The organism is Catenulispora subtropica (assembly GCF_039531675.1).
In the GTDB taxonomy this organism is placed as follows: Bacteria; Actinomycetota; Actinomycetes; order Streptomycetales; family Catenulisporaceae; genus Catenulispora; species Catenulispora subtropica.
This window is the reverse complement of sequence record NZ_BAAAQM010000017.1, coordinates 86,784-112,557: the sequence shown is the minus strand read 5'-3', so window position 1 is coordinate 112,557 and position 25,774 is coordinate 86,784. Positions and strand designations below refer to the sequence as shown.

Here is a 25,774-nt window from a genome sequence, read left to right as displayed (position 1 = left end):
TTTTCCAGAGCTGCGAGATCCACTTCGTCGAAGCCGCCGGCCATCGTCAGCTCCCGCTGCCGGGCAGGAACTCCTGCACCTTCGCCTTCACCCCTTGCCGGATGACGGATGCTCGATCGCTGTCGCCGTGCAGGACCGCGGCGGCCGCGGCCTTGATCTGGTCCCAGGTGGCGTGCGGCGGGATCGGCGGCACGGCGGGGTCGGTGCGGAAGTCGACGACGAACGGTCGGTCCGCGGCCAGCGCCTGGCGCCACGCGGAGACCACGCCGTCGGGCTGCTCCACCCGCACGCCGTCCAGGCCGAACAGCTTGGCGACGTCGGCATAGGGGACGTCGGGCAAGTGTTGCGAGGGCTCGAACTGCGGCGCACCCTGCATCGCGCGCATCTCCCAGGTCACCTGGTTGAGGTCGCGGTTGTTCAGGACGGCCACCACCAGGCGCGGGTCGGACCACTCGCGGTAGTACTTGGCCGCGGTGATGAGCTCCGCGAGGCCGTTCATCTGCATCGCGCCGTCGCCGACGATCGCGATCGCCGGCCGGCCGGGCTGGGCGAACTTCGCTCCGATCGCGTACGGCACACCGGGCCCCATGGTGGCCAGAGTGCCCGACAGGGAACCGCGCATGGTGCCGCGCATCCGCAAGTGGCGGGCGTACCAGTTCGCCGCCGATCCGGAGTCGGCGGACAGCATGACGTCCTCGGGCAGCAGCTCGTCGAGCGCGTGGACGACGTACTCCGGGTTGACCGGGTCCGCGGTGACTTCGGCGCGGCGCTGCATGACCTCCCACCAGCGGGCGGTGTTGTCCTCGATCGTCTTGCGCCACGAGCCGTCGGACTTGCGTTCCAGCGAGGGCATCAGACGGCGCAGGGTCTCAGCCGAGTCGCCGACGATGTTCACCTCGAACGGGTAGCGCAGCCCGACCATCGACGGGTCGATGTCGATCTGGACCGCCCTCGCCTGGTCGAAGTCGGGCAGGAAATTGCTATAGGGGAAGCTGGAACCGATGACAAGCAAGGTGTCGCAGTCGCGCATCATCTCGTAGGAAGGCCGGGTGCCGAGCAGTCCGATCGACCCGGTCACGTACGGCAGCGTGTCCGGGAAGGCGTCCTTGCCGAGCAGCGCCTTGGCCACACCGGCGCCGAGCATCTCGGCGACCTGCTCCACCTCGGTGCGGGCGTGCCGGGCGCCCTGGCCGATCAGGATCGCGACCTTCTCGCCCTGGTTGAGGATCTCCGCCGCCCTGGCGAGGTCTTCGTCGGACGGAACGGGGGCGTAGTGGGGGAGGCCGAGGCTGGAGGGGACCTGCTTGAAGGCGTGCGCCGGCGGCTCGTAGTCGAGCTCCTGAACGTCGGCGGGGATGATCAGCGCGGTGACCGTGCGGCGGGTGGCGGCGACGCGCATGGCCCGGTCCAGCACGTTCGGAAGCTGCTCGGGGACGGTGACCATCTCGCAGAACTCCGAGGCGACGTCCTTGTACAGATTGACGAGGTCGACTTCCTGCTGGTACGAGCCGCCCATCGCGGTGCGGTCGGTCTGGCCGACGATGGCGACCACCGGGACGTGGTCGAGCTTGGCGTCGTACAGGCCGTTCAACAGGTGGATCGCCCCGGGACCGGACGTGGCGGCGCACACGCCGGTGCGGCCGGAGAACTTGGCGTAGCCCACAGCCTGGAACGCGGCCATCTCCTCGTGCCGGGCCTGGATGAAGCGTGGCTGGTTCTCGGCCCGGCCCCATGCGGCGAGCATTCCGTTGATGCCGTCCCCGGGATAAGCGAAGACGTGCTCGACCTCCCACTCCCTCAGCCGCTGCAACAGGTAGTCGGCCACCTTCATTGTCTGCTCCTCCTGGTCCTGGCGCTGGCCGCCGGGGGTGACGGGCCGCACCCCGCGAACGCGGCCAACCGTCGGCGGCGGGCCGCTGGGACTCGAACTGAGTCGGCACGAGGCGTTGGGAAGGCTCGTCGTGCCCGCGTTCGGAGAACCCAAACAGAACCCGCGGCAACGCTCCCGCTCCGCGAGCCGCGCTTGCTCGATCAGCTGCTCCGGGGTGAACTCCTCGCAGGACAGAAGGCATCCGAAGGTAGTCATGGGGCCCGCTGTGCCCCCGAAGCGATCAGGTATGCGCCGCGGGCGCTCCGGAATCCCGCTGGACGAGGCTGCGGTCGAGCTCGGCGATGCTGGTGGCCGCGCACAACTGCATCGTCATACGGAGCTCGCGGCTGAGGATGTCGACGCAGTGCCGCACGCCGGCCTCTCCGGCCGCGGCCAGCCCGTACAGGTGGGCGCGGCCGAGCAGGACGGCCTTGGCGCCCAGGGCGAGGGCGGTGGTGATGTCGCTTCCGCGCCGGAATCCGGAGTCGACCAGCACCTCCGTCCGGTCGCCGACCGCGTCCACGATCTCGGCCAGCACGTCGATGGTCGCCGGGAGACGGTCGAGCTGCCGGCCCCCGTGGTTGCTGACGATCACGGCGTCCAGGCCGTGGTCGACCGCCTGCGACGCCTGGCCGACGGTGGTGACGCCCTTCAGCGCGATGGGCCCGTCCCAGATCCGGCGGATCCAGGCGAGGTCCTCCCAGCTGATCGTCCCGTCGAACATCTCCGGCAGCACGTCCAGCGACCGCTGGTCCGCCGGGCCGATGTCGGGGAAGCTGATCGTCGAGGATGTCAGGAAGTGCCAGGCCCACGCTGGGTGGAGGGCGCCCTCGAAAAGGGTCTTCAGGGAGATCTGCGGCTCGGGGAGGATCAGCCCGGCGTGTTTCTCCATCATGCGCCGCGTTCGCGTCACCGAGCTGCTGCCGGTCTCGTGATCGATGAGCGCCGTGTGGTGCGCCTGAACGCTGAATCAGCTGATCGACCGGCGTAAGATGAGGGAAGCAGGCCGCGCGGTTTCGTCGGGAACGGAGCAGGCATGGAGTTCTCCTGCACTGCGCAACAGACCGAGGGGCGGGTCGTCCTCACTGTGGTCGGTGATGTCGACATGTCGGCCCACGAACAGTTCCTAGCCGATGTCGAGCCCTGGGCGTCGGGCACAACGGACGTGGTTCTCGACTGCTCGGGCGTGACCTTCATGGATTCGATGGGGCTGCGAGTTCTGGTGTTGCTTCGACAGCGGGCTGCCGACAACGGCCATGAGTTCGTTCTGCGCTCGCCTTCCCAGCCGGTCACTCGCGTCATGGAAGCTGCCGGGGTGAGCGAGCTGTTCACTGCGACCAGTGCGGATTCGGGTGCGGGTGCCGAGCCGTTGACGTGACCGGGAGGCTCGCCACGGGGTTGAGCGTTTGGTGTTCGACTGAGGAAATCCGCACTCGAACATGACCGGCAGCGTCCAGTGATGCCGTTCGACACGGAGCAGTTGCCAACCCTGTAGCCGGAGCTGTAAAACCTGGATCGGTCGGGAGGCAGCTTTAGCTGCTCGAAGGGCTGCTGCCAGAGACTCAGCCCGCGGCCTCGCCACACCCTGCAAGTATTTCGCGGAGGTTCGATGCCTGCGCCGAGCCGGTGCAGTGATGACTGCGTGAAAGGGCTGCGCCGTTGCGAGCTGTCAGCCGGTGGGCCCTACTTGCGGCTGTGCTGCTGGTGAGCAGCGCAGCATGCACGGTTGATGAGTTCCGGTTCGCCTCCGTGGTCAACGGATGCGGGCACCCGATCCAGGCGTTCTTGGCCGAAGGGGCCCCGCCGGCCGGGGACATGGCTCCGCTGGTAGGGGATGCCGATTGGGCCTCGTTGGCGCCGGAGGCTTCGTATCTCGCCGGCTACGTTCCGGGGCCTCGCGACCCCGAAGAGCTCTACCTGTGGGTGCGCACCGGCCCTGGCGTAGCACCGAAGGGCTCCCCGATCCCGTACGGCCCACTTGTCAAGGTCAAAGGAAAGAAATACACGGTCGTTGTCGAGGTTAGCGGGGACAGGTGCCCTTGAGGCCTCAGATCGGCCCAGTTGGTGCCCGACGCTTCGGTGTCACCGCGGGACGAGTCGCATGGTGGTGGCCCGAGCCTTCGCAGAGGTGATCGAGGCGACCGGCCCCGGATAACGGTCGTACTTCGCGTGGTACTCGGCATCGATCCGGGCCTGGAGATCGTCGGAATCCTCGACGTCGAGGAACGCGACCTCCTTGTCGACCGCGCCGGCGTTCACGTGGCCTTCGCCGCGGCTGCGAGTGGTGCGATACCAGGCGCCCTCCACACCCTTGACCGAGCGGATGTAGACGTCGTCACCGACGCGCACCATCCACACGATCCGCGGCTTCGTCAGGGTGCCGTCGGTGCGGCGGGGCGCGACGCGCATTTCGTCACGGGTGGCGATCTCCTCGAGTTCGCCGGTGCTCCAGGCGGTGGCGGTCATCATTCCTCCTCGCAATCGGTTCGGCGCGGGGAGCCTCAGCGCTCCAGCATCCGCGTCTGGGCCTTGTTCAGGCCCTCGCGGCTGTAGATGCCGGCCATCGACATCACGCCCAAGCCGATGCGGGCGACGTCCAGGGATCCGAGAGTGACGTGCTGCATGACATCAAGGCGCTGCTGAGCGTCTGACAGAGCTCTGCCCTGCCTCGCCCTGGCGGCGCTGTACTGTTCGCCACTGTCAGTCAGGGTTCTTGGGCGTGAAGGTATGCAGTGAGTCGTGCCCCTTGCGGACCACGCCCCAGGAGGCTTCCGGCACCTCGACCCAGGCGCCGGGCAGGTTGCCGATCGGCTCGGAGACGACCAGCCGGGCGTCGTCCGACACGTGTTCCAGGACCGCCAGGCCGGGGTGTTCGCGGCGCAGCGTGGGTACGTCGCGGGTGACGAACAAAGTCCGCGACTTGCCCGCGCTCGAGTACCGGAACGCCCACATGGACTCTCCGTCGCTGGTCGCGATCGTCCCCTGGAAGGGATGTTCGATGCCGGCCTCCCGGCCGCGGGTCTCGACGTACCCGATCGTCTTCGCCACCGCGTCAGCCGGGTCCTCCCGCAGGCCGAACGTGAGCGCCAGATAGAAGATGAGTTCGCTGTCGGTGGTCCCGGTGATGTGGGGGTACAGGTCGGGATCGACGGCGAAGGCGAGGTCGCGTTTGATCTCCGCGTAGCCGTCGATGAAGCCGTTGTGCATCCACAGCCAGTTCCCGTACCGGTAGGGATGGCAGTTGCTCTGCTGGACGGACGAGCCGATGGCGGCCCTGATGTGGGAGAAGAACAGCGGCGAGGTGATGTGCCCGGCCACCTCGCGCAGGTTCGCGTCGTTCCACGCCGGTTCCACGCTCCGGAACGTCCCCGGCTCCCGGCTGTAGCCGTCGTACCAGCCGATGCCGAAGCCGTCTCCGTTGGTGGTCTCGGCTCCCAGCTTGGAGTGGAGACTCTGATCGATGAAGGAGTGGAGCGGCGTGAAGAGGACGTCCTTGAGCAGAATGGGTGAACCCGAGTAGGCCAGCCAGCGACACACGCCCCTTGGTCCTTATCTTCCGTAGCGGTATACGAGCCCGACAACGAAGCCCGTCGTCCGGCCGCTCCGGTCCTACCCGGCAATCGCCCTCGTCAACGTCGGGGCGGGTCGGCCTTAGGCCGTTCGGGCGAGACGCAGGCGCGATGAGGTCGCGGACATGCTGAAAGGATCAGAAGCGTGAGCAAAACCGTGCTGTACATGTCGATGTCCGTAGACGGGTTCATCGCCGGGCCGAACGTGGCGCCGGGCAACGGGCTCGGTGACGGAGGGCAGCGGCTGCACGCGTGGTTTCTGCAGGATGCCGACGCTGATGCCGACCACAGGACAGTCAGCCACCTGGCGGGCGTGAACCGTGAACTCATGGACGAGGTCATGGCCACCGGCGCGGTCGTCGTCGGCCGGCGGACGTTCGAGCTCGCCGACGGCTGGGGCGGCGACCACCACGACGGCGTCCCGATCGTCGTCCTGAGCCGCCGCCGGCCCGAAGCCAGGCTGTCATGGCCCGGGGTCACCTACGTCAGCGATATCAAAGCCGCGATGACCATGGCCAAGGACGCGGCCGGCGACCAGGACGTCCTGGTCCACGGAGCCCGCACCGCTCAACTGGCACTCGCCGCACGCGTTCTGGACGAACTGCAGATCCACCTGGTCCCGGTCCTGCTCGGCCAGGGCGAACCACTCTTCGAGGACATGCCGGCCGAGCACATCGAGCTCGAACTGCTCCGAACCGTGGACGGGCCGGGTGTGACTCACCTGCGCTATCGCGTGCGAGCGGCGGGCTGAGACGACGGCGCCGAGGCGACCGGGACTTTCGGCTCTGACGCTGTCATGCTGCGCCGCGCCATGGTGAAGACGTGAGCGAAGGATTGCGTGTCTCAGAACGCGCCACGGCCGCGGAGATCCATCTCGTCTCCTTCGGGACGGATCCGAACGCGCCGTGGGAAGTGGTGGGCACCGACAGACAGCACCCTGACTCTGCGGGCTGGCACTGGGGCACCCTGGCACGTCAGCGTCAAGCCGTTCGCGGTGAGCGCGGTCTGTACAAGACGAGGTGGTAGTCATGAAGCGCGAGTTCTGGCTCGCCGTGTTCATCGCCCTGGTAATCGCCGGCCTGATCGTGAACAAGCAGGCGCCGGGCGGATATGCGCCGCCGCCGGCCCCGGTGCCGGCCGTCGTGAGCCACTGACGACCAGCGACAGACGCCGGTGAGGCGCGGCCCGGGTTGTTCCGGGCCGCGCCTTCACGTTCTTCGATCAGCTTACTGTGGCGTCGTCGTACAGGGTGTAGGTCGGGTCACCGCTGTAGTTGTCGTCGTGTGAGATGAGGGTCAGGGTGTAGGAGTGGCCGGCGGTCACAGCCTTGGTGATCTGCTTCCAACCGGAGTTGGAGACACAGGTCTTGGCCAGCACCGTGGAGGTGGTGCCGGTGGTGTTGTCCTTCAGGGTGGCGGTGGCCCAGTCGTAGGTGACGGTGTCCGGGCAGACGGTGTCGTACCAGAAGGCCAGGGTGGTGGTGCCGGTCGGTGCGGTGAAGGTCTGAGCTGCGGCGGAGTCGCCATTCGTCGGGGTGGTGCCGCCGAGGCGGGCTGCGTGGGTGCCGGAGTGTGCCCCGGTGGTGACGATCGAGGTGGACGCACCGGAGGTGGTCCAGCCGGAGAAGTCACCGGTCTCGAAGCCGCCGTTGGTGATGCCTCCGGTCCCGGTCTGGTTCACCGTGAGCGTGTACGTCGCGGTGTGTGACAGCGAGCCCGAGGTGCCGGTCACCGTGATGGTCGAGGTGCCCGCCGGGGTGCTGGCAGAGGTGGCGATCGTCAGGGTGCTGGAGGCGCCCGCCGTGACCGAGGTGGGGCTGAAGGTGGCGGTGGCGCCGGCGGGCAGGCCGGTGGCGCTGAGCGCGATCGTGCCGGTGAAGCCGCCGGATGCGGTGGTGGAGACCTTCGTGGTGGTCGAGCCGCCGGCGGTCACCGCGCCGGAGGCCGGTGAGGCGGACAGGGAGTAGTCAGGGCTCGAAGACCCGCCCTGTGTCACGCACGCGTTGGCCTGGTTGGACCAGATCCCCTGCATGTCGTACGTGCCGGTCGACAGGGTGAGATAGGCGTCCAGCTGCTGGCATTCGTCACCGATCTCGCCGCCGCTGCTGTTGTACCAGCCGGTGGTCGGCCAGAAGTCGGTGACGGTCTCGGCGTACTCGTGGGTCTCGGTCGACTCGATGCCGGACAGCAGGCGGCCGTCGGTGAGGGTGGTGCAGGCCCCGGCTCCGCTGTCCGGTATGTAGGGCAGGTTGGTGTAGGCCAGCGTGCCGTAGGACGTGGAGGTCTGGTCGTGCCAGGCGCAGAATCCGCTGTTCGGGAAGCCGTCCGGATGGGTTCCGGTGGCCGAGACGATGACGTACTGCGCGTTGGTGTTCGGGGCCTGCGTGGTGTTGCCGAAGTGCGCGGCGGCCTTGGCCGCCTCGTTCGCCAGGTCGCCGGCGGTCGGGTTGGCCGGCTCCGCGGAGGCGTTGTCGACCCAGGATCCGGCCAACGGCGAGGAGGCCGGATGCGCCACCGGGGTGCCCTGTCCGGCGCAGTCGGTCGTGCCCGCGGCCAAGCCCTCGCAGTACTGGGTCAGCACCGTGCCCCAGGTGTCGCTGCCGCCGTACAGGCCCCCGAACATGCCCTTCATGTCGGCCTGCACCCCGGCCGGGTCGTTACTGTTCCACTGGCTACCCCAGAAGACGAGGTAGACGGTCGGCTGCGGCGAGACCGCACCGGTGGTGTTCGAGGTCTGCAGCGACAGGGTGTTGGCACTGGCGGCGGTGTGCGCGCCGCCCGCAGCAGCGCCGGGATGCATCAGCTTGATGCCGTAGTGGTGCGAGCGAGCGTTCGCGGTGCCGTTCGGCGTGGCGAGGGCCGTGCCGGCCGCGGCCGTGCCGAGGGACAGCACGGTGGCCGCGGCGACGATGGCACGCCTGAGCGAGGGTTTCGAGCGCATGCGGAATCTCCCGGGGGTGGCGATGGGGGACGCAGGACTTTCGGCACCACGCAGGCATTGATACAGAACTTTGCGATGTGCCGCTGTTTTCAGAGACTGATGGAGGCACGCGAACCTGTAAATGGCTGCAAGGTAAAGGGCAGGTAGATCGTTTCGGCGAGGTGATCGACCGCAGGCCGGCCGAGGCGACGCCGCGGTCCGGCGACCAGCGCCCCGGCCATCCCGGCCACGACGCGGTCAAGCGTCGCACTTCCGGGTGAATGACGAATCATCAGGCCGCTATTACGGTCGAAGAATGGCGACCCGAACCGACTGGCTGGACGCAGGTCTGGATGTTCTGGCTGCACATGGCCATCCGGCGCTCATCGAGGACCGGGTGGCCATGCGTCTCGGGGTTGACCCTAAGGAGGGTTCCTTCTGCGAGCACTTCGGCGATGAGGCAGGGTTCCATGAAGCTCTGCTGACGCACGCGGAAGCCTGCTATACGAACGCCTATATCACCCGAGCCGATCCCTCCGGCCCGGGGGAGGACAGCGGCTTGACGCCGCAGGACAGGCTTGGCCGGCTGGCCGACGCCGTGCTCTCCGACGGTGCACGCCCCGACCTTGAGGTCGCCATGCGGAGCTGGGCCAGACACCACGCCGCTGCCGGGGTGATGCAGGAGCGGATCGACAGGCGGCGGGTGGACTACGTTCGGGGCCTGATCGCGGAGGCGACCGGTGATCTGGAACATGCGGAGCGGCTCGCGCGGCTGATGTATCTGGTGCTTGTCGGCGCCCGGCAGGTGGTGCCGTCCGCTTCGAACAGCGAACTGCGTGAATACTTCGGCCTGGCCATGGCCGCAATCCGGGCTGGAGATGCGCCGCAGCCCTCGTAGTTACGGGTACGGGGATACGGCTGCCGCGAGACCGCACCATGCGATCGGTTTCGCGCGAGCGGACCTCAGATCCGCACCCCGAGCTTTCCGACCGTTCCGCCCCCGAAGTCCGCGAAGGCCTTGCCGAACTCGGCCAACGGGTAGGACGTGACAGTGAGCTTCAGCCGGCCGGCGGCCGCCTCGGAGGCGAGCAGTTCCAGGGTGGCGCGGTCGGGGTCGGCCATGACCGCGGTCGCCACGATGTCCGGACGCTGCGGGGCGAAGTGCATCGTTGAGGCGAACCGTCCGCCCTCGACCAGCAAGCTGGACACCGCTGCCCCGTCCCCGGCCAGGTGCAGGGCGCCGTCGACGCCGTTCGGCGCCACGTCCCGGACGCCGGCTTGCAAGGCTGCGAAGTCGACCGCGTGCGCCGCACCCAGTCGGAGCGCGTGTTCGCTCTCGTCGCCGGGGCGTGCCGTCGCGATGACGGTCGCCCCGCGCGCGGCGGCCAGCTGCACCGCGATCGTCCCGACCCCGCCGGTCGCGCCGGAGATCAGCACGGTCTCGCCAGGTTTCGGGGCCACGGCGTCCACGGCGTTGAGCGCGGCTGTCGCCGCCAGGCCCAGGGCGCCCGCGGTGTCGTCGTCGAGCGTGTCAGGGATGAGCCCCACGCCGATCGACGCGGGAACGGCCAGGTACTGCGCGAAGCCTCCCTGTCCCAGCGTCGGACGCATCACGACGCCGAACACCCGGTCGCCGACTGCGAAGTCGGACACGCCCGCACCGAGTGCGGTGACCCGGCCGGCGAAGTCCTTGCCGAGGACGACCGGGAACTCGTACTCGTAGACGCCCTGGAGGTGTCCGCCGAGGACTCCGAAATCGAAGCCGTTGACGGAGGAGGTGGCGACTTCGACCAGAACCTCGCCGGCGGCGGGCGTCGGTATGGGGAGGTCGTGGGGTTCGGGTGCGGAACCGTGATCGGCGAAGGCTATGGCACGCATGGTGGCGGTTTCCTTTGCGGCGGTGTTGCTCGGGGTGGAATCGGAGGAGGCGCCCGTGGCATGGCGGTGGGAGACCCGGAGGACCTCGGCGACGATTTCGAGTTCTGTCTCGTCGCGCGGGGCGTAGAGCATGATGATCGTGTCGGGCCACTCGGGGCGGCGGCTGATCGGATGCGGCTCGGCCCAGCCTGCCTCGATCAGCGGTGCGACCCAGGAATCGGGCACCGTGAGGTGCAGGAATCCGGCGCGGTGAACGTGGCCGAACTCATCGCGGCTCGGGTGCAGGAACGCTTCCCACGGCCCGGAGGGTCGACGCAGCCGCAGAGCGATGGAGGCGGGTTCTGAAACCTGGCTCGGCCCGAGGAAGACACCGTCGAGACGTTCCGCCGCCGCGAGCAGGGCGTCGCGTATGGCAGGTGGTGAGAACTGGTCGAGCTGGTCGTGCGGGATCTCCCGGCCGGTGGTGGTCGGGCGGGGGCCGCGACGTACTGGCAGCATGGTGTGGTCCACTAGTACAGCACTTTCTGTTGGCTACATACTTTTTGTGCGCGACTCCAGTGTGGATCCGGAGGAGAAGATGACGGAAGAAGGCACTTTGACCAGCGCACCGCACACCGATGTGCGCCGGTGTGAGCTGCGGGAGGTCCTGGACCGGATCGGCGACAAGTGGAGCGTGCTCGTGATGGCGCTGCTGAGCGACGGCACCAAGCGGTACTCGGAGCTGCAACGCGCGATCGAGGGGATCTCGCAGAGGATGCTGACCCTGACGCTGCGAAGCCTGGAACGGGACGGGTTGGTGGAGCGGCTGGTGACGCCCACCTCACCCCCGCGCGTCGACTACCGGCTGACGCCGGTGGGAGAGACGCTTTCCGGCCAGGTCAACGCCCTGATCGGATGGGCTGATGAACACCGTGGGTATGTGCACGCCGCAAGAGATGCCTTCGACTCCCGCCAGCAAGCGACGGCTTGAGTGCGACTGTTCGCAGAGCTCGAAGCCGGCCGCCGGATCGGCCAGGCCGCGGGCCGAGGAATGAAGGATGCTTGGACGATGTGTCAAATGCCGACTCTCTGCTACATTTCTGATCGAATCCGTCACCTGGTTCAGGGTGATGCCGATGATGTCTGAAGCCGCCAGCGCGGTGCCGGGGTGACGGAAGGAGCGGTGAGTGGTCGGCGGCATGTGGCAGTTCTGGGTGGACCGGGGCGGCACCTTCACCGATGTCGTCGCCCGCCGGCCGGACGGGCGGCTGGTCACGCACAAGCTGCTGTCCGACAACCTGAAGCGCTATCCGGACGCGGCTGTCGCCGGAATCAGGGCCCTGCTGGGGATCGCGGGCGAGGAGCCGATCCCCTCCGCGCGGATCGAGCAGGTGCGGATGGGCACCACGGTGGCGACCAACGCGCTGTTGGAGCGGAAGGGCGAGCGTACGGCGCTGGTCATCACGAAGGGTTTCGGCGACGCCCTGCGGATCGGGTATCAGAACCGGCCCCGCATCTTCGCGCGGCGGATCGTTCTGCCCGAGCTGTTGTACGAGCGTGTGATCGAGGTGGATGAACGCATCGCGGCGGACGGCACGGAGCTGCGGCCGGTCGATCTGGACACCCTCGCCGCCGATCTCGAAAGGGCGCACGCGGACGGCATCGACGCGCTGGCCGTCGTCTGCATGCACAGCTATCTGCATCCCGAGCACGAGCGGGCGATCGGGGAGCTCGCGGAACGGATCGGATTCCGTCAGATCTCGCTGTCGAGCGAAGTCAGCCCGCTGATGAAGCTGGTCTCGCGTGGCGACACCGCGGTCGTCGACGCCTATCTCTCGCCGGTGCTGCGTCGCTACGTCGAGACGGTGGCGGGGGAGCTGCGCGACGTGCGGTTGATGTTCATGCAGTCCAACGGGGGGCTGGCTGAGGCGGGGCATTTCCGCGGCAAGGACGCGATCCTGTCCGGTCCGGCGGGCGGGATCGTCGGGATGGCCCGGGTGTCCCAGGCGGCCGGCTTCGACAAGGTCATCGGGTTCGACATGGGAGGCACCTCCACCGACGTCTCGCACTTCGCGGGCGATTACGAGCGGGTGTTCCAGACCCAGGTGGCGGGTGTCCGGCTGCGGGCGCCGATGCTGGACATCCACACCGTCGCCGCGGGCGGCGGTTCGGTCCTGCATTTCGACGGCAGCCGCTACCGCGTCGGCCCGGATTCGGCCGGCGCCGATCCGGGGCCGGCGTGCTACCGCAACGGCGGTCCGCTGGCGGTGACCGACGCGAACGTCATGCTCGGCCGCGTTCAGCCCGCGCATTTCCCGAGCGTGTTCGGGGCCGGAGGCGACGAGCCGCTCGATGTCGGCATCGTCCGGCGGCGCTTCGACGAGCTCGCGGCGGAGATCCGCGAGCGGACCGGTGACACGCGCACCCCGGAGCAGGTGGCTGAGGGCTACCTGCAGATCGCCGTCGCCAACATGGCCAACGCGGTCAAGCGCATCTCCGTGGAGAAGGGCCACGATGTCAGCGGCTACGTTCTCACCACGTTCGGGGGAGCCGGCGCGCAGCACGCGTGTGCGGTGGCCGACTCGCTGGGGATCCGCACCGTGCTGGTGCCGGCGATGGCCGGCGTGCTCTCCGCGCTCGGAATCGGGCTCGCCGACGTGACCGCGATGCGGGAGCAGTCGGTGGAGGTCCGCCTCGACGCCCATGCCGAGCCGCGGTTGCGCGACGTCGCCGAGACGCTGGAGGGCGCGGCCCGGGCGGAACTCCGCGACGAGGAGGTTCCCGAGGACCGGATCCGGATCACGGCGCGCGTGCATCTGCGGTATGAGGGCACAGACACCGCCGTGCCGGTCGAGCTGGCCGGCATCGACGCCATGACCGCTGCCTTCGAGACGGCCTATCGGCGGACGTACTCCTTCCTGATCGACCGTCCCCTGATCGCCGAGGCGGTGTCGGTGGAGGCGGTCGGCCTGACCGAGCAGCCCGACCTGACCCGGATCAGCGAGGGCGGGTCCGCCGCGGCCGAGCCGGAGGAGCGGGTTCGGCTGTACACCGGCGGCTCGTGGCGCGAGGTGCCGCTGTGGGTGCGCGAGCGGATGAGGCCCGCGGACGCCGTGACGGGCCCGGCGATCATCGCCGAGGCCGATTCCACGACCGTGGTGGATGAGGGCTGGCGTGCGGTGATGACCCCTGCGGGGCACCTGTTGCTCGAACGGGTCGACGCGCCCGAGGCGGCCCAGGTGGGCGGAGAGGCCGACCCCGTCCTGCTGGAGATCTTCAACAACTTGTTCATGTCGATCGCGGAGCAGATGGGTGCGGCGCTGGAGTCCACGGCGCAGTCGGTCAACATCAAGGAGCGGCTGGACTTCTCCTGCGCTCTGTTCGACCCGGACGGCAATCTCATCGCCAACGCCCCGCACATCCCGGTGCACCTGGGCTCGATGGGCACGAGTGTCAAGGAGGTCGTGCGGCGCCGCGGCGGCACGATGAAACCCGGTGACGTCTACGCGGTCAATGATCCCTACCACGGAGGCACCCACCTGCCGGACGTCACCGTGATCACTCCGGTGTTCGACACCGGCGGCGACCGGATCCTGTTCTTCGTGGCCTCTCGCGGTCACCACGCCGAGATCGGCGGCCTCACGCCGGGCTCGATGCCCGCGCACAGCCGCACCGTGGACGAGGAAGGCGTGCTGTTCGACAACTGGCTGCTCGTCGAGAACGGCGAGTTCCGCGAGGCCGAGACGCTCCGGCTGCTCGCCGAGGCGCCGTACCCCTCACGCGATACCCGGACCAACCTCGCCGACCTGCGCGCCAAGATCGCAGCCAACCGCAAGGGCGTGGAAGAGGTCGGCAAGATGATCGACCACTTCGGGCTCGACGTCGTGCAGGCGTACATGCGTCATGTGCAGGACAACGCCGAGGAGGCGGTCCGCCGCGTCATCGACGCGCTCCAGGACGGTCACTACCGGTACGAGATGGACTCAGGCGCGCGGATCAGCGTCCGGATCACCGTGGACCACGAGCGGCGCGAGGCCACCCTCGACTTCACCGGGACCTCCCCTCAGCTGGACACGAACTTCAACGCCCCCTCGTCTGTGGTCACCGCGGCCGCCCTGTACGTCTTCCGCACCCTGGTGGCCGACGACATCCCGCTCAACGACGGCTGCCTGCGCCCGCTGCACCTGGTCATCCCGGAAGGTTCGATGCTCGCACCGGTCCACCCGGCCGCGGTGGTGGCCGGCAACGTCGAGACCTCGCAGGCGCTCACCGGGGCGCTGTACGCGGCGCTGGGCGTCCAGGCCGAGGGCTCCGGCACCATGAACAACGTCACCTTCGGCAACGAGCGGCATCAGTACTACGAGACGGTCGGCTCCGGCTCCGGGGCAGGGGACGGCTTCGACGGCGCATCGGTCGTGCAGACCCACATGACCAACTCGCGCCTGACCGATCCCGAGGTGCTGGAATGGCGCCTGCCGGTACTCCTGGAGGAGTTCGCGATCCGCCGCGGCAGCGGCGGAGCCGGCCGCTGGCACGGCGGCGAGGGAGCCGTCCGCCGGATCCGCTTCCACGAAGCCATGACCGTCAGCACGCTCGCCGGGCACCGGCGCGTCCCGCCCTACGGCATGGCCGGCGGGTCGCCGGGCGCGCTCGGGGCCGGCCGCGTCGAGCACGCCGACGGCTCGGCCACCGAGATGGCTGGCTGCGACTCGATCGAGGTGGGAGTGGATGACGTGCTGGTGATCGAGACGCCCGGCGGCGGCGGGTACGGCCGTGCCGATCAAGGGACCTGACCCGGGAGAGCGCTGTCGACGACAGCATTGGTGTCGTGCGCATGGATCCGTCGTGCCTGACGCCTCGATCTGAGATAAGAGGCCCAAGTGCGGCGCTGATGTCCACCTCCCGACACGCGCCGACAGTCCCGTAACTTTCACCGGCCCGCTGCCCTCCGTGAAGAGGGGAACGCGGCATGTGAGCTGGCCGAGTCGGCCCAACCTCGCCGTCCGGGTCCACCGGCCGCCGGGTGCGCCGGTTGACAGCTGTCGGCTTCGCGCTCAGGCTGACGCGACGAATGTTAACGGTAACACCTGCTGAGCGGGAGAAGGTCGGAATGAACAGTGGGAGTATCAGCCGCCGAAGTCGATCGCTGATCGCCGCGCTCACCGCCCTGGCGCTGGCCGTGGTGGCGTTCGCGGTCACGGTGGGGGCGGGCCCGGCTCGGGCCGACGTCACCGGGGCGCTGCGCGGTGTCGCGTCGGGCCGGTGCCTGGATGTACCGAACGCCAGCCAGACCGATGGCACCTACCTGCAGATCTATGACTGCTCCGGGGGCGCGAACCAGCAGTGGACGCTGACGGCCGGCGGTCAGTTGACCGTGTACGGCAGCAAGTGCCTGGACGTGCCTCACCAGGCGACCACAGCCGGGACCCGGGTGGAGATCTGGACCTGTAACGGCGGAGCCAACCAGCAGTGGCGGGTGAACTCCGACGGCACCGTGGTCGGGGTTCAGTCCGGGCTCTGCCTGGACGTCACGGGTGCCGCTACGGCCAACGCCACCGCGGTGGAGATCTGGACGTGCAACGGTGGTGGCAACCAGAAGTGGACGGGCCTGTCGCCCACGCCCCCGCCGACGTCGCCGACCACGACCACGAGCACGACCGGGGGAGGCGGTTGCTCGCTTCCGTCGACGTACCACTGGACGTCGACGGGCCAGCTGGCCAACCCGGCGAACGGGTGGGTCTCGCTCAAGGACTTCACCGACGTCGTCTACAACGGCAAGCACGTCGTTTACGCCTCGAACGTCTCCGGATCGTCGTACGGCTCGATGGCCTTCGCTCCTTTCACGAACTGGTCGGACATGGCCTCGGCCGGTCAGACGGGGATGAGCCAGGCCGCGGTGGCGCCGACGCTGTTCTACTTCGCGCCGAAGAACATCTGGGTGCTGGCCTACCAGTGGGGTGCCTGGCCGTTCATCTACCGCACGTCGAGCGACCCCACCAACCCCAACGGCTGGTCCGCGCCGCAGCCGCTGTTCACCGGCAGCATCCCCAACTCCGGCACCGGCCCGATCGACCAGACGCTGATCGGCGACGGTACGAACATGTACTTGTTCTTCGCCGGTGACAACGGCAGCATCTACCGGGCGAGCATGCCGATCGGGAACTTCCCGGGCAGCTTCGGCTCGTCGTACACGACGGTGATGAGCGACTCCCAGGCCAACCTGTTCGAGGCGGTCCAGGTCTACAAGGTCCAGGGCCAGGACCAGTACCTGATGATCGTCGAGGCGATGGGCGCGAACGGGCGCTACTTCCGCTCGTTCACGGCCACCAGCCTGAGCGGCTCGTGGACTCCGCAGGCCGCCAGCGAGAGCAACCCCTTCGCGGGCAAGGCCAACAGCGGCGCCACCTGGACCAACGACATCAGCCACGGTGACCTGGTCCGCAACAACCCGGACCAGACCATGACGATCGACCCCTGCAACCTGCAGTTCCTCTACCAGGGCAAGAACCCCAGCGCCGGCGGGCCGTACGACCAGCTGCCTTGGCGGCCGGGCCTGCTGACTCTGCAACGCTAGCCGGCTCCACCTGACCGACACCGTCCGGGGGAGGGATCCAGCCGTTCAGCGGCGGGGTCCCTCCCCGATCCAGCAGGTCGGCGTGCCAGGCCCCTGACACGAGCGGTTGCCGTGGTTCCGTCTCGGATTTCACGCCGAGCAAGGGGGCGAGGAGCTCCAGTCGGAGTTCTCGGGTGGTGTCTTCGGCGGCTGAGCACCGGAGGGGATGTCGGCGCGCGACAAGATCTACGCCGGTGTACTGAACGAAGACTGTCGCAGGATCAGGTTGATCACCAGCGCGGTCCAACCTGTCTGGTGAGAGGCGCCGAGGCCGGCGCCGGTGTCCCCGTGGAAGTACTCGTGGAAGGGGATGAGATCGTGCCAGTCCGGGTTCTTCTGGAACAGTTCGGTCTGGCCGAACACCGGTCTGCGGCCGTCGGCGTCGTTGAGGAACAGGGACACCAGCCGGCGTGACAGGTCGTCGGCTATCTCGCCGAGGGTTGCCTCGCGGCTTGGGGCCGCGTGTGGTGCGGAGTGGGTCGGATAGGGGACGCGCAGGCGGTCGCCGAAGAAGCGGTGGTGGCGGTCCAGGGCGTCGATGAGCATGTAGTTCACCGGGAACCAGATCGGGCCGCGCCAGTTGGAGTTGCCGCCGAACAGGGTCGAGCGGGATTCGGCCGGTTCGTAGCCGACGCTGTAGTCGGTCTCGCCGAGGCGGACCGTGAAGGGGGAGGCGAGGTGGGCTCGTGACAGGGCCCTGAGGCCGTGTGCGGACAGGAACTCGTCCTCGTCGAGCATCCGCTCCAGCAGGCGCGGGAACTGGTCGTGGCGGACCATGGTCAACAGGCGGAGGTCGCTGGCCGGCATCATGCGGCCGTGCAGCACGTCGGCGTAGTGCGGCTTGTTGGTCCGGTACCAGGCCACGCGCTGTTCCAGCTCCGGGATCGCCGCCAGGGCCGCTGACGACACCGTGGCGGTGGCGCTCAGCGGCAGCAGGCCGACCACCGAGCGGACGCGCAGCGGTACGCCCTCTTGGCCCGGGACGCGGATCACGTCGTAGTAGAAGCCGTCCTCTTCGTTCCACAGGCCCTGGGTGTTGGCCGCCTCGACGATGAGGGCGAAGTGCTCGAAGAACTTGGTGACCATCTCGCCGTACGCGCTGTCCTCGTTCGCCAGGACCAGCGCCATGTCCATCATCGTGAGCGTGAACAGAGCCATCCAGGCCGTGCCGTCGCTCTGCTCCAGCTGCCCGCCGGACGGGACGCCGGCGCTGCGGTCGAACGGGCCGATGTTGTCCAGGCCCAGGAATCCGCCCTCGAAGACGTTCTTGCCGTCGGCGTCCAGGCGGTTGACCCACCAGGTGAAGTTCAGCAGCAACCGGTGGAAGACGCGCTTGAGGAAGGCGAAGTCGCGGCCGCCGTCCGCTGCGAAGACCTGGAGCGCGGCCCAGGCGTGGACCGGTGGGTTCACGTCGCCGAAGTTCCACTCGTACGCGGGCATCTGGCCGCTGGGATGCAGGTACCAGTCGCGCAGGAGGAGGTGCAGCTGCTGCTTGGCGAAGCCCGGGTCCACCCGCGCCAGAGCGACCGCGTGGAAGGCCAGATCCCAGGCGGCGAACCACGGGTACTCCCAGGTGTCCGGCATCGCGATGACGTCGCGGGCCGACATGTGCCACCAGTGCGCGTTGCGCCGCGCCGTGCCGCCGACCGGTGCCGCGTGGCCGGGATCGTGGTCCAGCCAGCGCGGCACGTTGTAGTGGTAGAACTGCTTGGACCACATCAGGCCGCCGACGGCCTGGCGCAGCACCATGGCCTCGTCGTCGGTGCAGGAGGGTGGGGTCAGTGCCGCGAAGAACTCGTCGGCTTCCTGTTCGCGCTGCTCCATCACCGCGTCGAACCCGCGGCCCAGGAGCCTGGCGCGGGTCAGCTTCGGGACGTCGGGGCCCGCCATCCGCAGCCGCAGCCGGATCTCCGCCGACTTCCACGCCGGTACGGTCAGCACATACCGCAGCGCCGCCTTGGTGCCCACGCGGTCGGGGTTGACGGTCGCGGCGCCGTCGACGACGTGGTCGTTGATCCCGTCCTTGGGGAACCGGCTGTAGCCGCCGTAGCCCCACAGCCGCTCGCTGTTGGTCTCGTTGTCGCAGACCAGCACCTCCGGGCTGCCCTCGCCCACCAGTGACAGCGGCCTGAGATGCTCGTGCTCGCCGGCGAGCCGCGCGCCGTGGACCGTGATCCTCGGCACGGCGTCGCGGTCCGGCAGCCCCCAGGACCACGTGTTGCGGAACCACAGGGTCGGCAGCACCTGCAGCGTCGCCGGCTCCGGGCCCATGTTCTCCACGCGCACCCGGATGCACATGTCGTGCGGCCCGGCCTTCGCGTAGTCGGCGGTGATCGCCCAATACCGGTCGTCGTCGAAGATCCCGGTGTCCACGAGCTCGTATTCGGGGTCGGCGCCGCCCAGCTTGCGCGCGGTGTCCAGCAGTTCGTGATACGGGAACTCGCGCTGTGGGTAGTGATACCGCCACCGCATCCACGAGTGGGTGGGCGTGGAGTCCAGAAACCACCAGTACTCCTTGACGTCCTCGCCGTGGTTGCCCTCCCGGCCGCTGACCCCGAACAGCCGCTCCTTGAGGATCGGATCCACGCCGTTCCAGAACGCGAGCGCGAAGCAGAACCGCTGCAGTTCGTCACAGATCCCGCCGAGGCCGTCCTCGTTCCAGCGATAGGCACGCGACCGGGCATGATCGTGCGGGAAGTAGTCCCAGGCGGTGCCGCCTTCGGAGTAGTCCTCGCGGACCGTCCCCCACGCGCGCTCGGCGAGGTACGGGCCCCATTCCCGCCAGGGCACGCGGGCGTCGCCCTCGGCGTCGGCGGCGCTCAGGCGGATCCGCTCGGCGTCTTCCATGCGGCCCAGTGTGGACCCCTGTGATTTCGGCCTGTTTCCGAACAGCCCATACTCGCGAATCCCGAACACTACGGCCTCACCAGTGCAACATGCGTGCAATCTCCGGGCGCGATGCTGGTCGCACAGCCGGGAACACGCCTTGAGCGGACGGCATCCGTGATCCCTGACGAGGAGGCGAACCGATGACCGCGACGACACCGTTCCGCAAGAGGAAGGTCCTCATGCTCTCCTGGGAGTACCCGCCGGTCATGGTCGGCGGCCTCGGACGGCATGTCCACGCCCTCGCCACCACCCTGGCGCGTGCCGGGCACGACGTCACCGTGGCCACCCGCCACGCCCCCGGCGCGCCGCTGGACGAGGTCGTCGACGGGGTGCGCGTGGTCCGGGCACCGCAGGACCCGCCGGTCATCCCGCTGGACACCGAGCACCTGCTGGCCTGGGCCGTCGCCTTCAACCACACCCTGACCCGCACCGCGCTGCACGCCGCCCGCGGCGAGGGCTTCGAACTCGTCCACGCCCACGACTGGCTGGTCACCCACGCCGCCGTCACCGTCAAGGAACACCTCGGCATCCCGATGGTGGCCACCGTCCACGCCACCGAGGCCGGCCGCCACCAGGGCTGGCTGCCCGGCGACCTGAGCCGCGGCATCCACTCCATCGAGTGCTGGCTGGCCCAAGAAGCCTCCCGCGTGCTGGTCTGCTCCCAGTACATGCGCCGAGAAGTCTCAGTACTGCTCGACGTGCCGACGGAGAAGATCGACGCCATCCCCAACGGCGTCGACATGCCGCGCTGGCGAGCCACCCCCAAGCAGGTGGGCCTGGCACGCGCGAAGTACGCGGGCAGCGGCCCGCTGGTGGGTTTCGCGGGCCGCCTGGTCCACGAGAAGGGCGTCCAGCACCTGCTGTACGCGCTGCCCGAGCTGCGCCGCGCCCATCCCGGGCTGCGCGCGGTGATCTGCGGTGACGGCCCGAACCGCGGCGAGCTGGAGGACCTGTCCCACCGGCTGGGGCTGGAGCAGGCGGTCAGCTTCGGCGGATTCGTCGGCGCCGACCTGTCGGCCACGATGGCCGCCACCGACGCGATGGTCGTGCCGAGCCTGTACGAGCCGTTCGGCATGGTGGCGTTGGAGGCCGCCGCGGCCGGCGCCCCGCTGGCCGTCTCGGCGACCGGCGGCCTCGCCGAGATCGTCGAGCCGGGCGTCACGGGCGTGACGTTCCCGGCGCGCGACGAGGGGGCGTTGGCACAGTCGGTGTCCACGCTGCTGGCGGACCGCCCCGGCGCGCGCCGGATGGTGGTCACGGCGAAGGCGATGGTGCGCCGCCGCTACGGCTGGCCGACGGTGGGGGAGCAGACCGCGGCGGCCTACGCGGCCGCCGTCGACGGGGCGCCGGCCGTGCCCGCCGGACCGGAGGACCTGTGGCGGTCGCGGCAACGGCCGATCGCCATACCGGAGGGCAACCTGCTGGTGTCGGCGGGGCTGGCGGCTTGACCGGCGGGCCTCGCTACTGGGACCGGTTCGGCGCCCACCTGGAGCCGGACGGAGCCCGCTTCGGGGTGTGGGCGCCGAACGCGCGGCGCGTGCAGGTGGCCGGCGACTTCAACGACTGGGATCCGCACCGTGCCGCGGAGCTGAGCCGCGACGATCGGACCGGCTGCTGGCACGGCTTCGCCGAGGGCGCCGGGCAGTGGGACCGGTACAAATACCGCGTGCTGTGCGCCGACGGGGTGTGGCGGCTGAAGGCCGATCCGGTGGCGTTCCACACCGAGACGCCGCCGGCGGACGCCTCGCGGATCTTCGCCTCGTCGTACCAGTGGCAGGACGCTGATTGGCTGAAGGCGCGCCGGGAGGCGGCCGGAGAACTCGTGGCGCTGCCGATGTCGGTCTACGAGGCGCACCTGCCGTCGTGGCGACCCGGGCGTTCGTACTGGGACCTGGCCTCGGAACTGGTGGACTACGTGCACGAGCACGGCTTCACGCATGTGGAGTTCCTGCCGGTGATGGAGCATCCGTACGGCGGATCCTGGGGCTACCAGACCACCGGCTTCTTCGCCCCGACCTCGCGGCTGGGGCATCCCGACGACCTGCGACACCTGGTGGACCGGCTTCACCAGGCGGAGATCGGCGTGCTGTTCGACTGGGTCCCGGCGCACTTCCCCCGGGACGCGTGGGCCCTGGCGCGCTTTGATGGGACGGCCCTCTATGAGCATCCGGATCCCCGGCGCGGCGAGCATCCCGACTGGGGGAGTCTGATCTTCGACTTCGGGCGTCAGGAGGTGCGCGACTTCCTCATAGGTTCGGCTCTGTACTGGATCGAGGAGTTCCACGCCGACGGCCTCCGCGTGGACGCGGTTTCGTCGATGCTGCATCTGGACTATTCGCGGGCGCCCGGCCAGTGGGAGCCGAACATTCACGGTGGCACGGAGAACTTGGAGGCCACTTCACTGCTGAGGAGACTCAACGACGAGATCCACCTCAGCCACCCCGACGTGGCGATGATCGCCGAGGAGTCGGCGGCGTGGCCGGGGGTGACCCGGCCGACTGCCGAGGGCGGCCTCGGGTTCGACCTGAAGTGGAACATGGGCTGGATGAACGACACGCTGCGGTACGTCGTGCGAGATCCCGTCCACCGCCGCCACCATCATCGTGATCTGACACAGCCTTCGACGTACGCGTTCGGCGAGAACTATCTGTTGCCTCTGTCGCATGACGAGGTCGTGCACGGCAAACGCTCACTGGCCGGCAAGCAACCCGGCGGGCGCAGAACACAGCTGAGCGGCCTCCGCGGCCTGCTGGCGTACCAGTGGGCCTTCCCCGGCAAGAAGCTGCTGTTCATGGGCGGCGAATTCGGGCAGCGGGCCGAGTGGAGCGAGGAACGCGGATTGGACTGGACCGACGCCGACGAAGGGGAATCCCGCGGCCTGGCCCGGCTGCTGGCCGACGCGAACGCCTGCTACCGCGAGAACTCGGCACTGTGGACCCGCGACGCCGACCCGCTGGGAACCCGCTGGCTGGTCTCCGACGCCGACGCGAACCTGCTGGCCTTCGCCAGGTTCGGACGCTATGGCGACGGCACGGCGCTCGTGTGCGTTGCCAACTTCTCCGGAGCGCCGGTCCGGGACCACCGCGTCGGCCTGCCCTGGCCCGGAACGTGGCGCGAGGTCCTCAACAGCGACGCGACCGCTTACGGCGGTGACGGCGTCGGGAACCTCGGGGCCGTGCTCGCCACCGGCCGGCCGTGGTCGGGCGAACCGGCCTCGGCCCGGGTGACGGTCGGAGCCGGGGCGGTGGTGTGGCTGGCGGGACGGCATCCGTCGCTTGCCGGTGAGCTGCGCGCCAGGGGCGGACGCGGACAGGGCTCTGCGACGTCACCGGTTCACGGTCGCGGAGGAACAGCGAGTGAGCCCCAGGGCGCCGGCCTGACCGGCGTACTGGGATCTGCCAAACGCCGTCGATGGGATGTCGGTGTTCAGGACGGCTGTTCGAGCCGCTGACGGCATGCGACTATGTAGGGCTCAAGCTGGTTGTCTTCTGGCATGGCAAGGAGATCCGCTGCAGCAAGAAGGCGGGTCCAGTACTCGGCTGGCATCGGAGGCTGGCGCTGACCTCCGAAGGTGACCATCGAGATGAATGCTTCGGCCAGGCGCCCAGTCTGCAACTTGCGGCTCAGCCCGTGCGCGTATCCGCTGGGTAGACCGCCTAGGGCGGCGAAGGCCTGTTCCACAGCCTGGTCGAGCAGAAGGCGGATGCGCTGCTCACGTTCATCGAGCGGCGGGCCTCTCACCCAGGCCGGCGGTTTTTGACGATCCTGTCATCCTCGCCTGTCAGGCCCGCCGCCATCGCCGAGATGAAGAGCCTCGAAGGCCGCGGCGGACACCGGTTCGGCGAACAGATAGCCCTGCCCTTGATCGCAGCCGAGCGCCCGCAAGCGGTCGTACTGGGCTTCGCTCTCGATGCCCTCGCCGATCGTGGTCATGCCGAGAGCGTGGGCCATGGTGATGACGGCCGTGACGATCGCGGCGTCACCGTCACCGTCATCGTCCTCCAGGCCGTTGACGAAGGCGCGGTCGATCTTCAGCACGTTGACCGGTATGCGCCGCAGGTGGCCGAGGGACGAGTAGCCGGTGCCGAAGTCGTCGAGCGCGATCTGCACTCCGAGCTCTGAGAGCCGGGACAGCACGGTCTGGGCGGACTCGGGAGCCTCGTGGACGGCGGTCTCCGTCACCTCGAGGCACAACTGCTCGGGCCGCAGCCCGGTGCTCTGGAGCGTGTCCGAGATGTACGTGACCAGCCCGTCGTCGTCGAACTGTCGCGGGGACAGGTTCACCGCCATGGTCAGCCGCGGCCGTGCGGAGTCCCGGAGCCGGTTCCAGGCGGACATCTGCCCGCATGCTTCGCGCAGGACCCACCGGCCGATGGGCAGGATCAGGTTGCACTCTTCGGCGACCGCGAGGAACGTGGACGGCGGCAGCAGGCCCCGTTCAGGGTGCTGCCAGCGGATCAGCGCCTCCATCCCCGTGATCCGCCGTTCACGCAGGTCGTAAACGGGTTCGTAGACGAGGCGGAATTCCCCCTCGTCGAGAGCCCGCCGCAGCTCGCCTTCGATCCAGAGCTGGGAGACCACCTGCTCGCGCACGCTGGAGTCGAAGAAGAGGTAGCCGCCGGACCGGTGGCCGCGCGCCTTGACCCGGAACATGGCCGCGTCCGCGTCCCGCAGCAGGGTGTCCGCCGTCGTCGTCGGGTCCGAGGTCATGGCGATGCCGATACTCGCGCTGATGTGGATCGGCTGACCGTCGTGTTCGAAGGGGGCGGCGAGCGCCCGGGAGATCCGCCCGGCCATCGCTGCCGCGTCCTCGCGGCCGTGAACGTGTTCGCACAGGACGACGAACTCGTCGCCGCCGAAGCGGGCGACCAGGTCGCCGCTGCGGCGTACCGCACTGCGCAGCCGGGCGGCGGTCGCGATGAGCAGGGCGTCGCCGGCGGCGTGCCCGAGGCTGTCGTTGACGACTTTGAAGCGGTCGAGGTCGAGGAACAGCACCGCCAGCCAGCCGTCGTGGGCGTGGATCCGGGACAGGGCCTGTTCGATGCGGTCGATGAGCAGCGCGCGGTTGGCGAGCCGGGTGAGCGGGTCGTGCACCGCCTGGTCGGCGAGGGCGTCCTCGATCCGTTTGCGGTCGGTCAGATCATGACCGACGGCCAGGACGCTGACCACGCTGCCGTCGGCGTCCTTCTCCGGAATCAGCCGGATGTGCAGATAGCGCCGGGTGCCGGCGATGAGGACGTTGGACTCCACATCGCTGCCGACCCCGGTTCGCAGCACCTCACGCAGCGCCTGCTCCCACTTGCGCACGAAGTTCTGCGGGTGACCGAGTTCGCGGTTGGTGCGGCCGACCAGCTCGTTCTCGGGCACGCCGGCGAGAATCTGGGCCGCGGCGTTGGCGTAGGTGTAGCGGAGCTGCCGATCGAAGCGGGCCATGGGGTCGGGGCTGGACTCCAGCAGGGTCCGCAACTCCTTGCTGATCCGGTCGAGTTCCGCCGTCTTGGCCAGGAGCTGCGCCTCGGTGGTCTTGCGCGCGGTGATGTCACGGGAGATGCCGAAGATGCCGATGATCTTCCCGTCGAAGTCGCGCAGCGCCTGTTTGGTGCTGCTGAGCACCCGCCCGGCCGCGTGGGGCAGGGCGTTCGTCTCGTGGACGTCGAACATCGGCACGCCGGTGCGGATGATCTGTTGCTCGTTCCGGAGGGTCGTCTCGGCGTGCTCGGGGCTGAAATAGTCGAAGTCGGTCTTCCCCAGCATCTCCTCCGGGTTCGCGGCCCCGGTGAGATCGGCCTGACTGCGGCTGACCCGGATGAAGCGGGATTCACGGTCCTTGAAGAAGATCGTGTCGGCGCAGGTGGACAGCAGGTTGTACAGGCAGATACGGTCGAGTTCGTCTCCGCCGAGCCGGGGCGCGGCGCCGGCGTGTCCGGACTGGTCCGCGCCCGGACCCGGCTCTTTCTTCTTCTCGACGGACATCGCGCCGGCCGATCCGCACATGGCTGACCGTTCGAGGCCGCCATGTGCTGCTCTCGTCAATGCATACAGTCCTTTACATGGTAT

Annotated in this window: 18 protein-coding genes; 9 read left to right on the top strand and 9 right to left on the bottom strand. The window is 68.9% G+C overall.

Annotation, left to right across the window (positions count from 1 at the left end; translation table 11 throughout):
- Positions 1 to 46: 46 nt before the first annotated feature.
- Entirely contained in the window at positions 47 to 1,831 is a 1,785-nt protein-coding gene (locus tag ABD466_RS16905) for a thiamine pyrophosphate-requiring protein (protein ID WP_344658013.1), read from the bottom strand.
- A gap of 280 nt (positions 1,832 to 2,111) precedes the next feature.
- Complete coding sequence (locus tag ABD466_RS16900; protein WP_344658012.1) at positions 2,112 to 2,765, bottom strand: alpha-hydroxy acid oxidase; 654 nt, start codon at positions 2,763 to 2,765, stop codon at positions 2,112 to 2,114.
- Between the two features lie 141 nt (positions 2,766 to 2,906).
- Between ABD466_RS16900 and ABD466_RS16895 the strand changes: the two genes are divergently transcribed.
- Positions 2,907 to 3,248, top strand: coding sequence for an STAS domain-containing protein (locus tag ABD466_RS16895; RefSeq protein WP_344658011.1), 342 nt, complete (start codon positions 2,907 to 2,909; stop codon positions 3,246 to 3,248).
- 704 nt (positions 3,249 to 3,952) lie between these two features.
- Here the strand turns inward: ABD466_RS16895 and ABD466_RS16890 are convergent.
- The 3 genes from ABD466_RS16890 to ABD466_RS16880 form a co-directional block, all read right to left on the bottom strand.
- Positions 3,953 to 4,336, bottom strand: coding sequence for a DUF2255 family protein (locus ABD466_RS16890; protein ID WP_344658010.1), 384 nt, complete (start codon positions 4,334 to 4,336; stop codon positions 3,953 to 3,955).
- 35 nt (positions 4,337 to 4,371) lie between these two features.
- Complete coding sequence (locus tag ABD466_RS16885) at positions 4,372 to 4,494, bottom strand: hypothetical protein (RefSeq protein WP_344658009.1); 123 nt, start codon at positions 4,492 to 4,494, stop codon at positions 4,372 to 4,374.
- Between the two features lie 76 nt (positions 4,495 to 4,570).
- Positions 4,571 to 5,407 carry a class II glutamine amidotransferase gene (locus ABD466_RS16880; RefSeq protein ID WP_344658008.1) on the bottom strand — a complete coding sequence of 279 codons (837 nt, stop codon included), beginning with the start codon at positions 5,405 to 5,407 and terminating at the stop codon, positions 4,571 to 4,573.
- Positions 5,408 to 5,584: 177 nt separating this feature from the next.
- On the opposite strand from ABD466_RS16880, the gene ABD466_RS16875 reads away from it, so the two are divergent.
- Positions 5,585 to 6,190, top strand: coding sequence for a dihydrofolate reductase family protein (locus ABD466_RS16875; protein WP_344658007.1), 606 nt, complete (start codon positions 5,585 to 5,587; stop codon positions 6,188 to 6,190).
- A gap of 277 nt (positions 6,191 to 6,467) precedes the next feature.
- Positions 6,468 to 6,593 carry a hypothetical protein gene (locus tag ABD466_RS16870; RefSeq protein ID WP_344658006.1) on the top strand — a complete coding sequence of 42 codons (126 nt, stop codon included), beginning with the start codon at positions 6,468 to 6,470 and terminating at the stop codon, positions 6,591 to 6,593.
- A 67-nt stretch (positions 6,594 to 6,660) separates the two neighbouring features.
- Here the strand turns inward: ABD466_RS16870 and ABD466_RS16865 are convergent, their stop codons facing one another.
- On the bottom strand, positions 6,661 to 8,379 hold the full coding sequence (locus ABD466_RS16865) for a hypothetical protein (RefSeq protein ID WP_344658005.1): 1,719 nt from the start codon (positions 8,377 to 8,379) through the stop codon (positions 6,661 to 6,663).
- 295 nt (positions 8,380 to 8,674) lie between these two features.
- Here ABD466_RS16865 and ABD466_RS16860 point away from each other — a divergent pair, with 295 nt between their 5' ends.
- Positions 8,675 to 9,256: a TetR/AcrR family transcriptional regulator gene (locus ABD466_RS16860; RefSeq protein WP_344658004.1), complete on the top strand. Its 582-nt coding sequence runs from the start codon at positions 8,675 to 8,677 to the stop codon at positions 9,254 to 9,256.
- Between the two features lie 65 nt (positions 9,257 to 9,321).
- On the opposite strand, the gene ABD466_RS16855 is transcribed toward ABD466_RS16860, so the two are convergent.
- The gene (locus tag ABD466_RS16855) at positions 9,322 to 10,734 is read right to left on the bottom strand and encodes a luciferase domain-containing protein (RefSeq protein WP_344658003.1); all 1,413 of its coding nucleotides are present in this window, start codon (positions 10,732 to 10,734) and stop codon (positions 9,322 to 9,324) included.
- A gap of 79 nt (positions 10,735 to 10,813) precedes the next feature.
- On the opposite strand from ABD466_RS16855, the gene ABD466_RS16850 reads away from it, so the two are divergent.
- From ABD466_RS16850 to ABD466_RS16840, 3 genes are all read left to right on the top strand, one after another.
- Positions 10,814 to 11,206: a winged helix-turn-helix transcriptional regulator gene (locus tag ABD466_RS16850; RefSeq protein ID WP_344658002.1), complete on the top strand. Its 393-nt coding sequence runs from the start codon at positions 10,814 to 10,816 to the stop codon at positions 11,204 to 11,206.
- Between the two features lie 196 nt (positions 11,207 to 11,402).
- Positions 11,403 to 15,008: a hydantoinase B/oxoprolinase family protein gene (locus ABD466_RS16845; RefSeq protein ID WP_344658001.1), complete on the top strand. Its 3,606-nt coding sequence runs from the start codon at positions 11,403 to 11,405 to the stop codon at positions 15,006 to 15,008.
- Between the two features lie 317 nt (positions 15,009 to 15,325).
- Positions 15,326 to 16,789, top strand: coding sequence for a non-reducing end alpha-L-arabinofuranosidase family hydrolase (locus ABD466_RS16840; protein WP_344658000.1), 1,464 nt, complete (start codon positions 15,326 to 15,328; stop codon positions 16,787 to 16,789).
- A gap of 225 nt (positions 16,790 to 17,014) precedes the next feature.
- Here ABD466_RS16840 and ABD466_RS16835 read toward each other — a convergent pair whose 3' ends face one another.
- Positions 17,015 to 19,675, bottom strand: a complete 2,661-nt coding sequence (locus ABD466_RS16835) for an MGH1-like glycoside hydrolase domain-containing protein (RefSeq protein ID WP_344657999.1) — start codon at positions 19,673 to 19,675, stop codon at positions 17,015 to 17,017.
- A gap of 182 nt (positions 19,676 to 19,857) precedes the next feature.
- On the opposite strand from ABD466_RS16835, the gene ABD466_RS16830 reads away from it, so the two are divergent.
- Both ABD466_RS16830 and glgB read left to right on the top strand, forming a co-directional pair.
- Entirely contained in the window at positions 19,858 to 21,165 is a 1,308-nt protein-coding gene (locus tag ABD466_RS16830; protein WP_344657998.1) for a glycosyltransferase family 4 protein, read from the top strand.
- Positions 21,162 to 23,168 (top strand): 1,4-alpha-glucan branching protein GlgB, encoded by a 2,007-nt coding sequence (glgB, locus tag ABD466_RS16825; protein ID WP_344657997.1) that lies wholly within the window; start codon positions 21,162 to 21,164, stop codon positions 23,166 to 23,168. The genes ABD466_RS16830 and glgB overlap by 4 nt, the downstream gene beginning before the upstream one ends.
- 317 nt (positions 23,169 to 23,485) lie before the next feature.
- Here glgB and ABD466_RS16820 read toward each other — a convergent pair whose 3' ends face one another.
- A complete protein-coding gene (locus ABD466_RS16820) occupies positions 23,486 to 25,690 on the bottom strand; it encodes a sensor domain-containing protein (protein WP_344657996.1) in 2,205 nt (734 codons plus the stop codon).
- Positions 25,691 to 25,774: the final 84 nt, after the last annotated feature.

Coding starts and splice junctions, on each gene's coding strand:
- ABD466_RS16820 (WP_344657996.1), bottom strand. CDS start 25,690: ATGTCCGTCGAGAAGAAGAAAGAGCCGGGTCCGGGCGCGGACCAGTCC.
- ABD466_RS16905 (WP_344658013.1), bottom strand. CDS start 1,831: ATGAAGGTGGCCGACTACCTGTTGCAGCGGCTGAGGGAGTGGGAGGTC.
- ABD466_RS16840 (WP_344658000.1), top strand. CDS start 15,326: ATGAACAGTGGGAGTATCAGCCGCCGAAGTCGATCGCTGATCGCCGCG.
- ABD466_RS16850 (WP_344658002.1), top strand. CDS start 10,814: ATGACGGAAGAAGGCACTTTGACCAGCGCACCGCACACCGATGTGCGC.
- ABD466_RS16855 (WP_344658003.1), bottom strand. CDS start 10,734: ATGCTGCCAGTACGTCGCGGCCCCCGCCCGACCACCACCGGCCGGGAG.
- ABD466_RS16865 (WP_344658005.1), bottom strand. CDS start 8,379: ATGCGCTCGAAACCCTCGCTCAGGCGTGCCATCGTCGCCGCGGCCACC.
- ABD466_RS16870 (WP_344658006.1), top strand. CDS start 6,468: ATGAAGCGCGAGTTCTGGCTCGCCGTGTTCATCGCCCTGGTAATCGCC.
- ABD466_RS16895 (WP_344658011.1), top strand. CDS start 2,907: ATGGAGTTCTCCTGCACTGCGCAACAGACCGAGGGGCGGGTCGTCCTC.
- ABD466_RS16860 (WP_344658004.1), top strand. CDS start 8,675: ATGGCGACCCGAACCGACTGGCTGGACGCAGGTCTGGATGTTCTGGCT.
- ABD466_RS16900 (WP_344658012.1), bottom strand. CDS start 2,765: ATGATGGAGAAACACGCCGGGCTGATCCTCCCCGAGCCGCAGATCTCC.
- ABD466_RS16835 (WP_344657999.1), bottom strand. CDS start 19,675: ATGGAAGACGCCGAGCGGATCCGCCTGAGCGCCGCCGACGCCGAGGGC.
- ABD466_RS16890 (WP_344658010.1), bottom strand. CDS start 4,336: ATGACCGCCACCGCCTGGAGCACCGGCGAACTCGAGGAGATCGCCACC.
- ABD466_RS16885 (WP_344658009.1), bottom strand. CDS start 4,494: ATGCAGCACGTCACTCTCGGATCCCTGGACGTCGCCCGCATCGGCTTG.
- ABD466_RS16830 (WP_344657998.1), top strand. CDS start 19,858: ATGACCGCGACGACACCGTTCCGCAAGAGGAAGGTCCTCATGCTCTCC.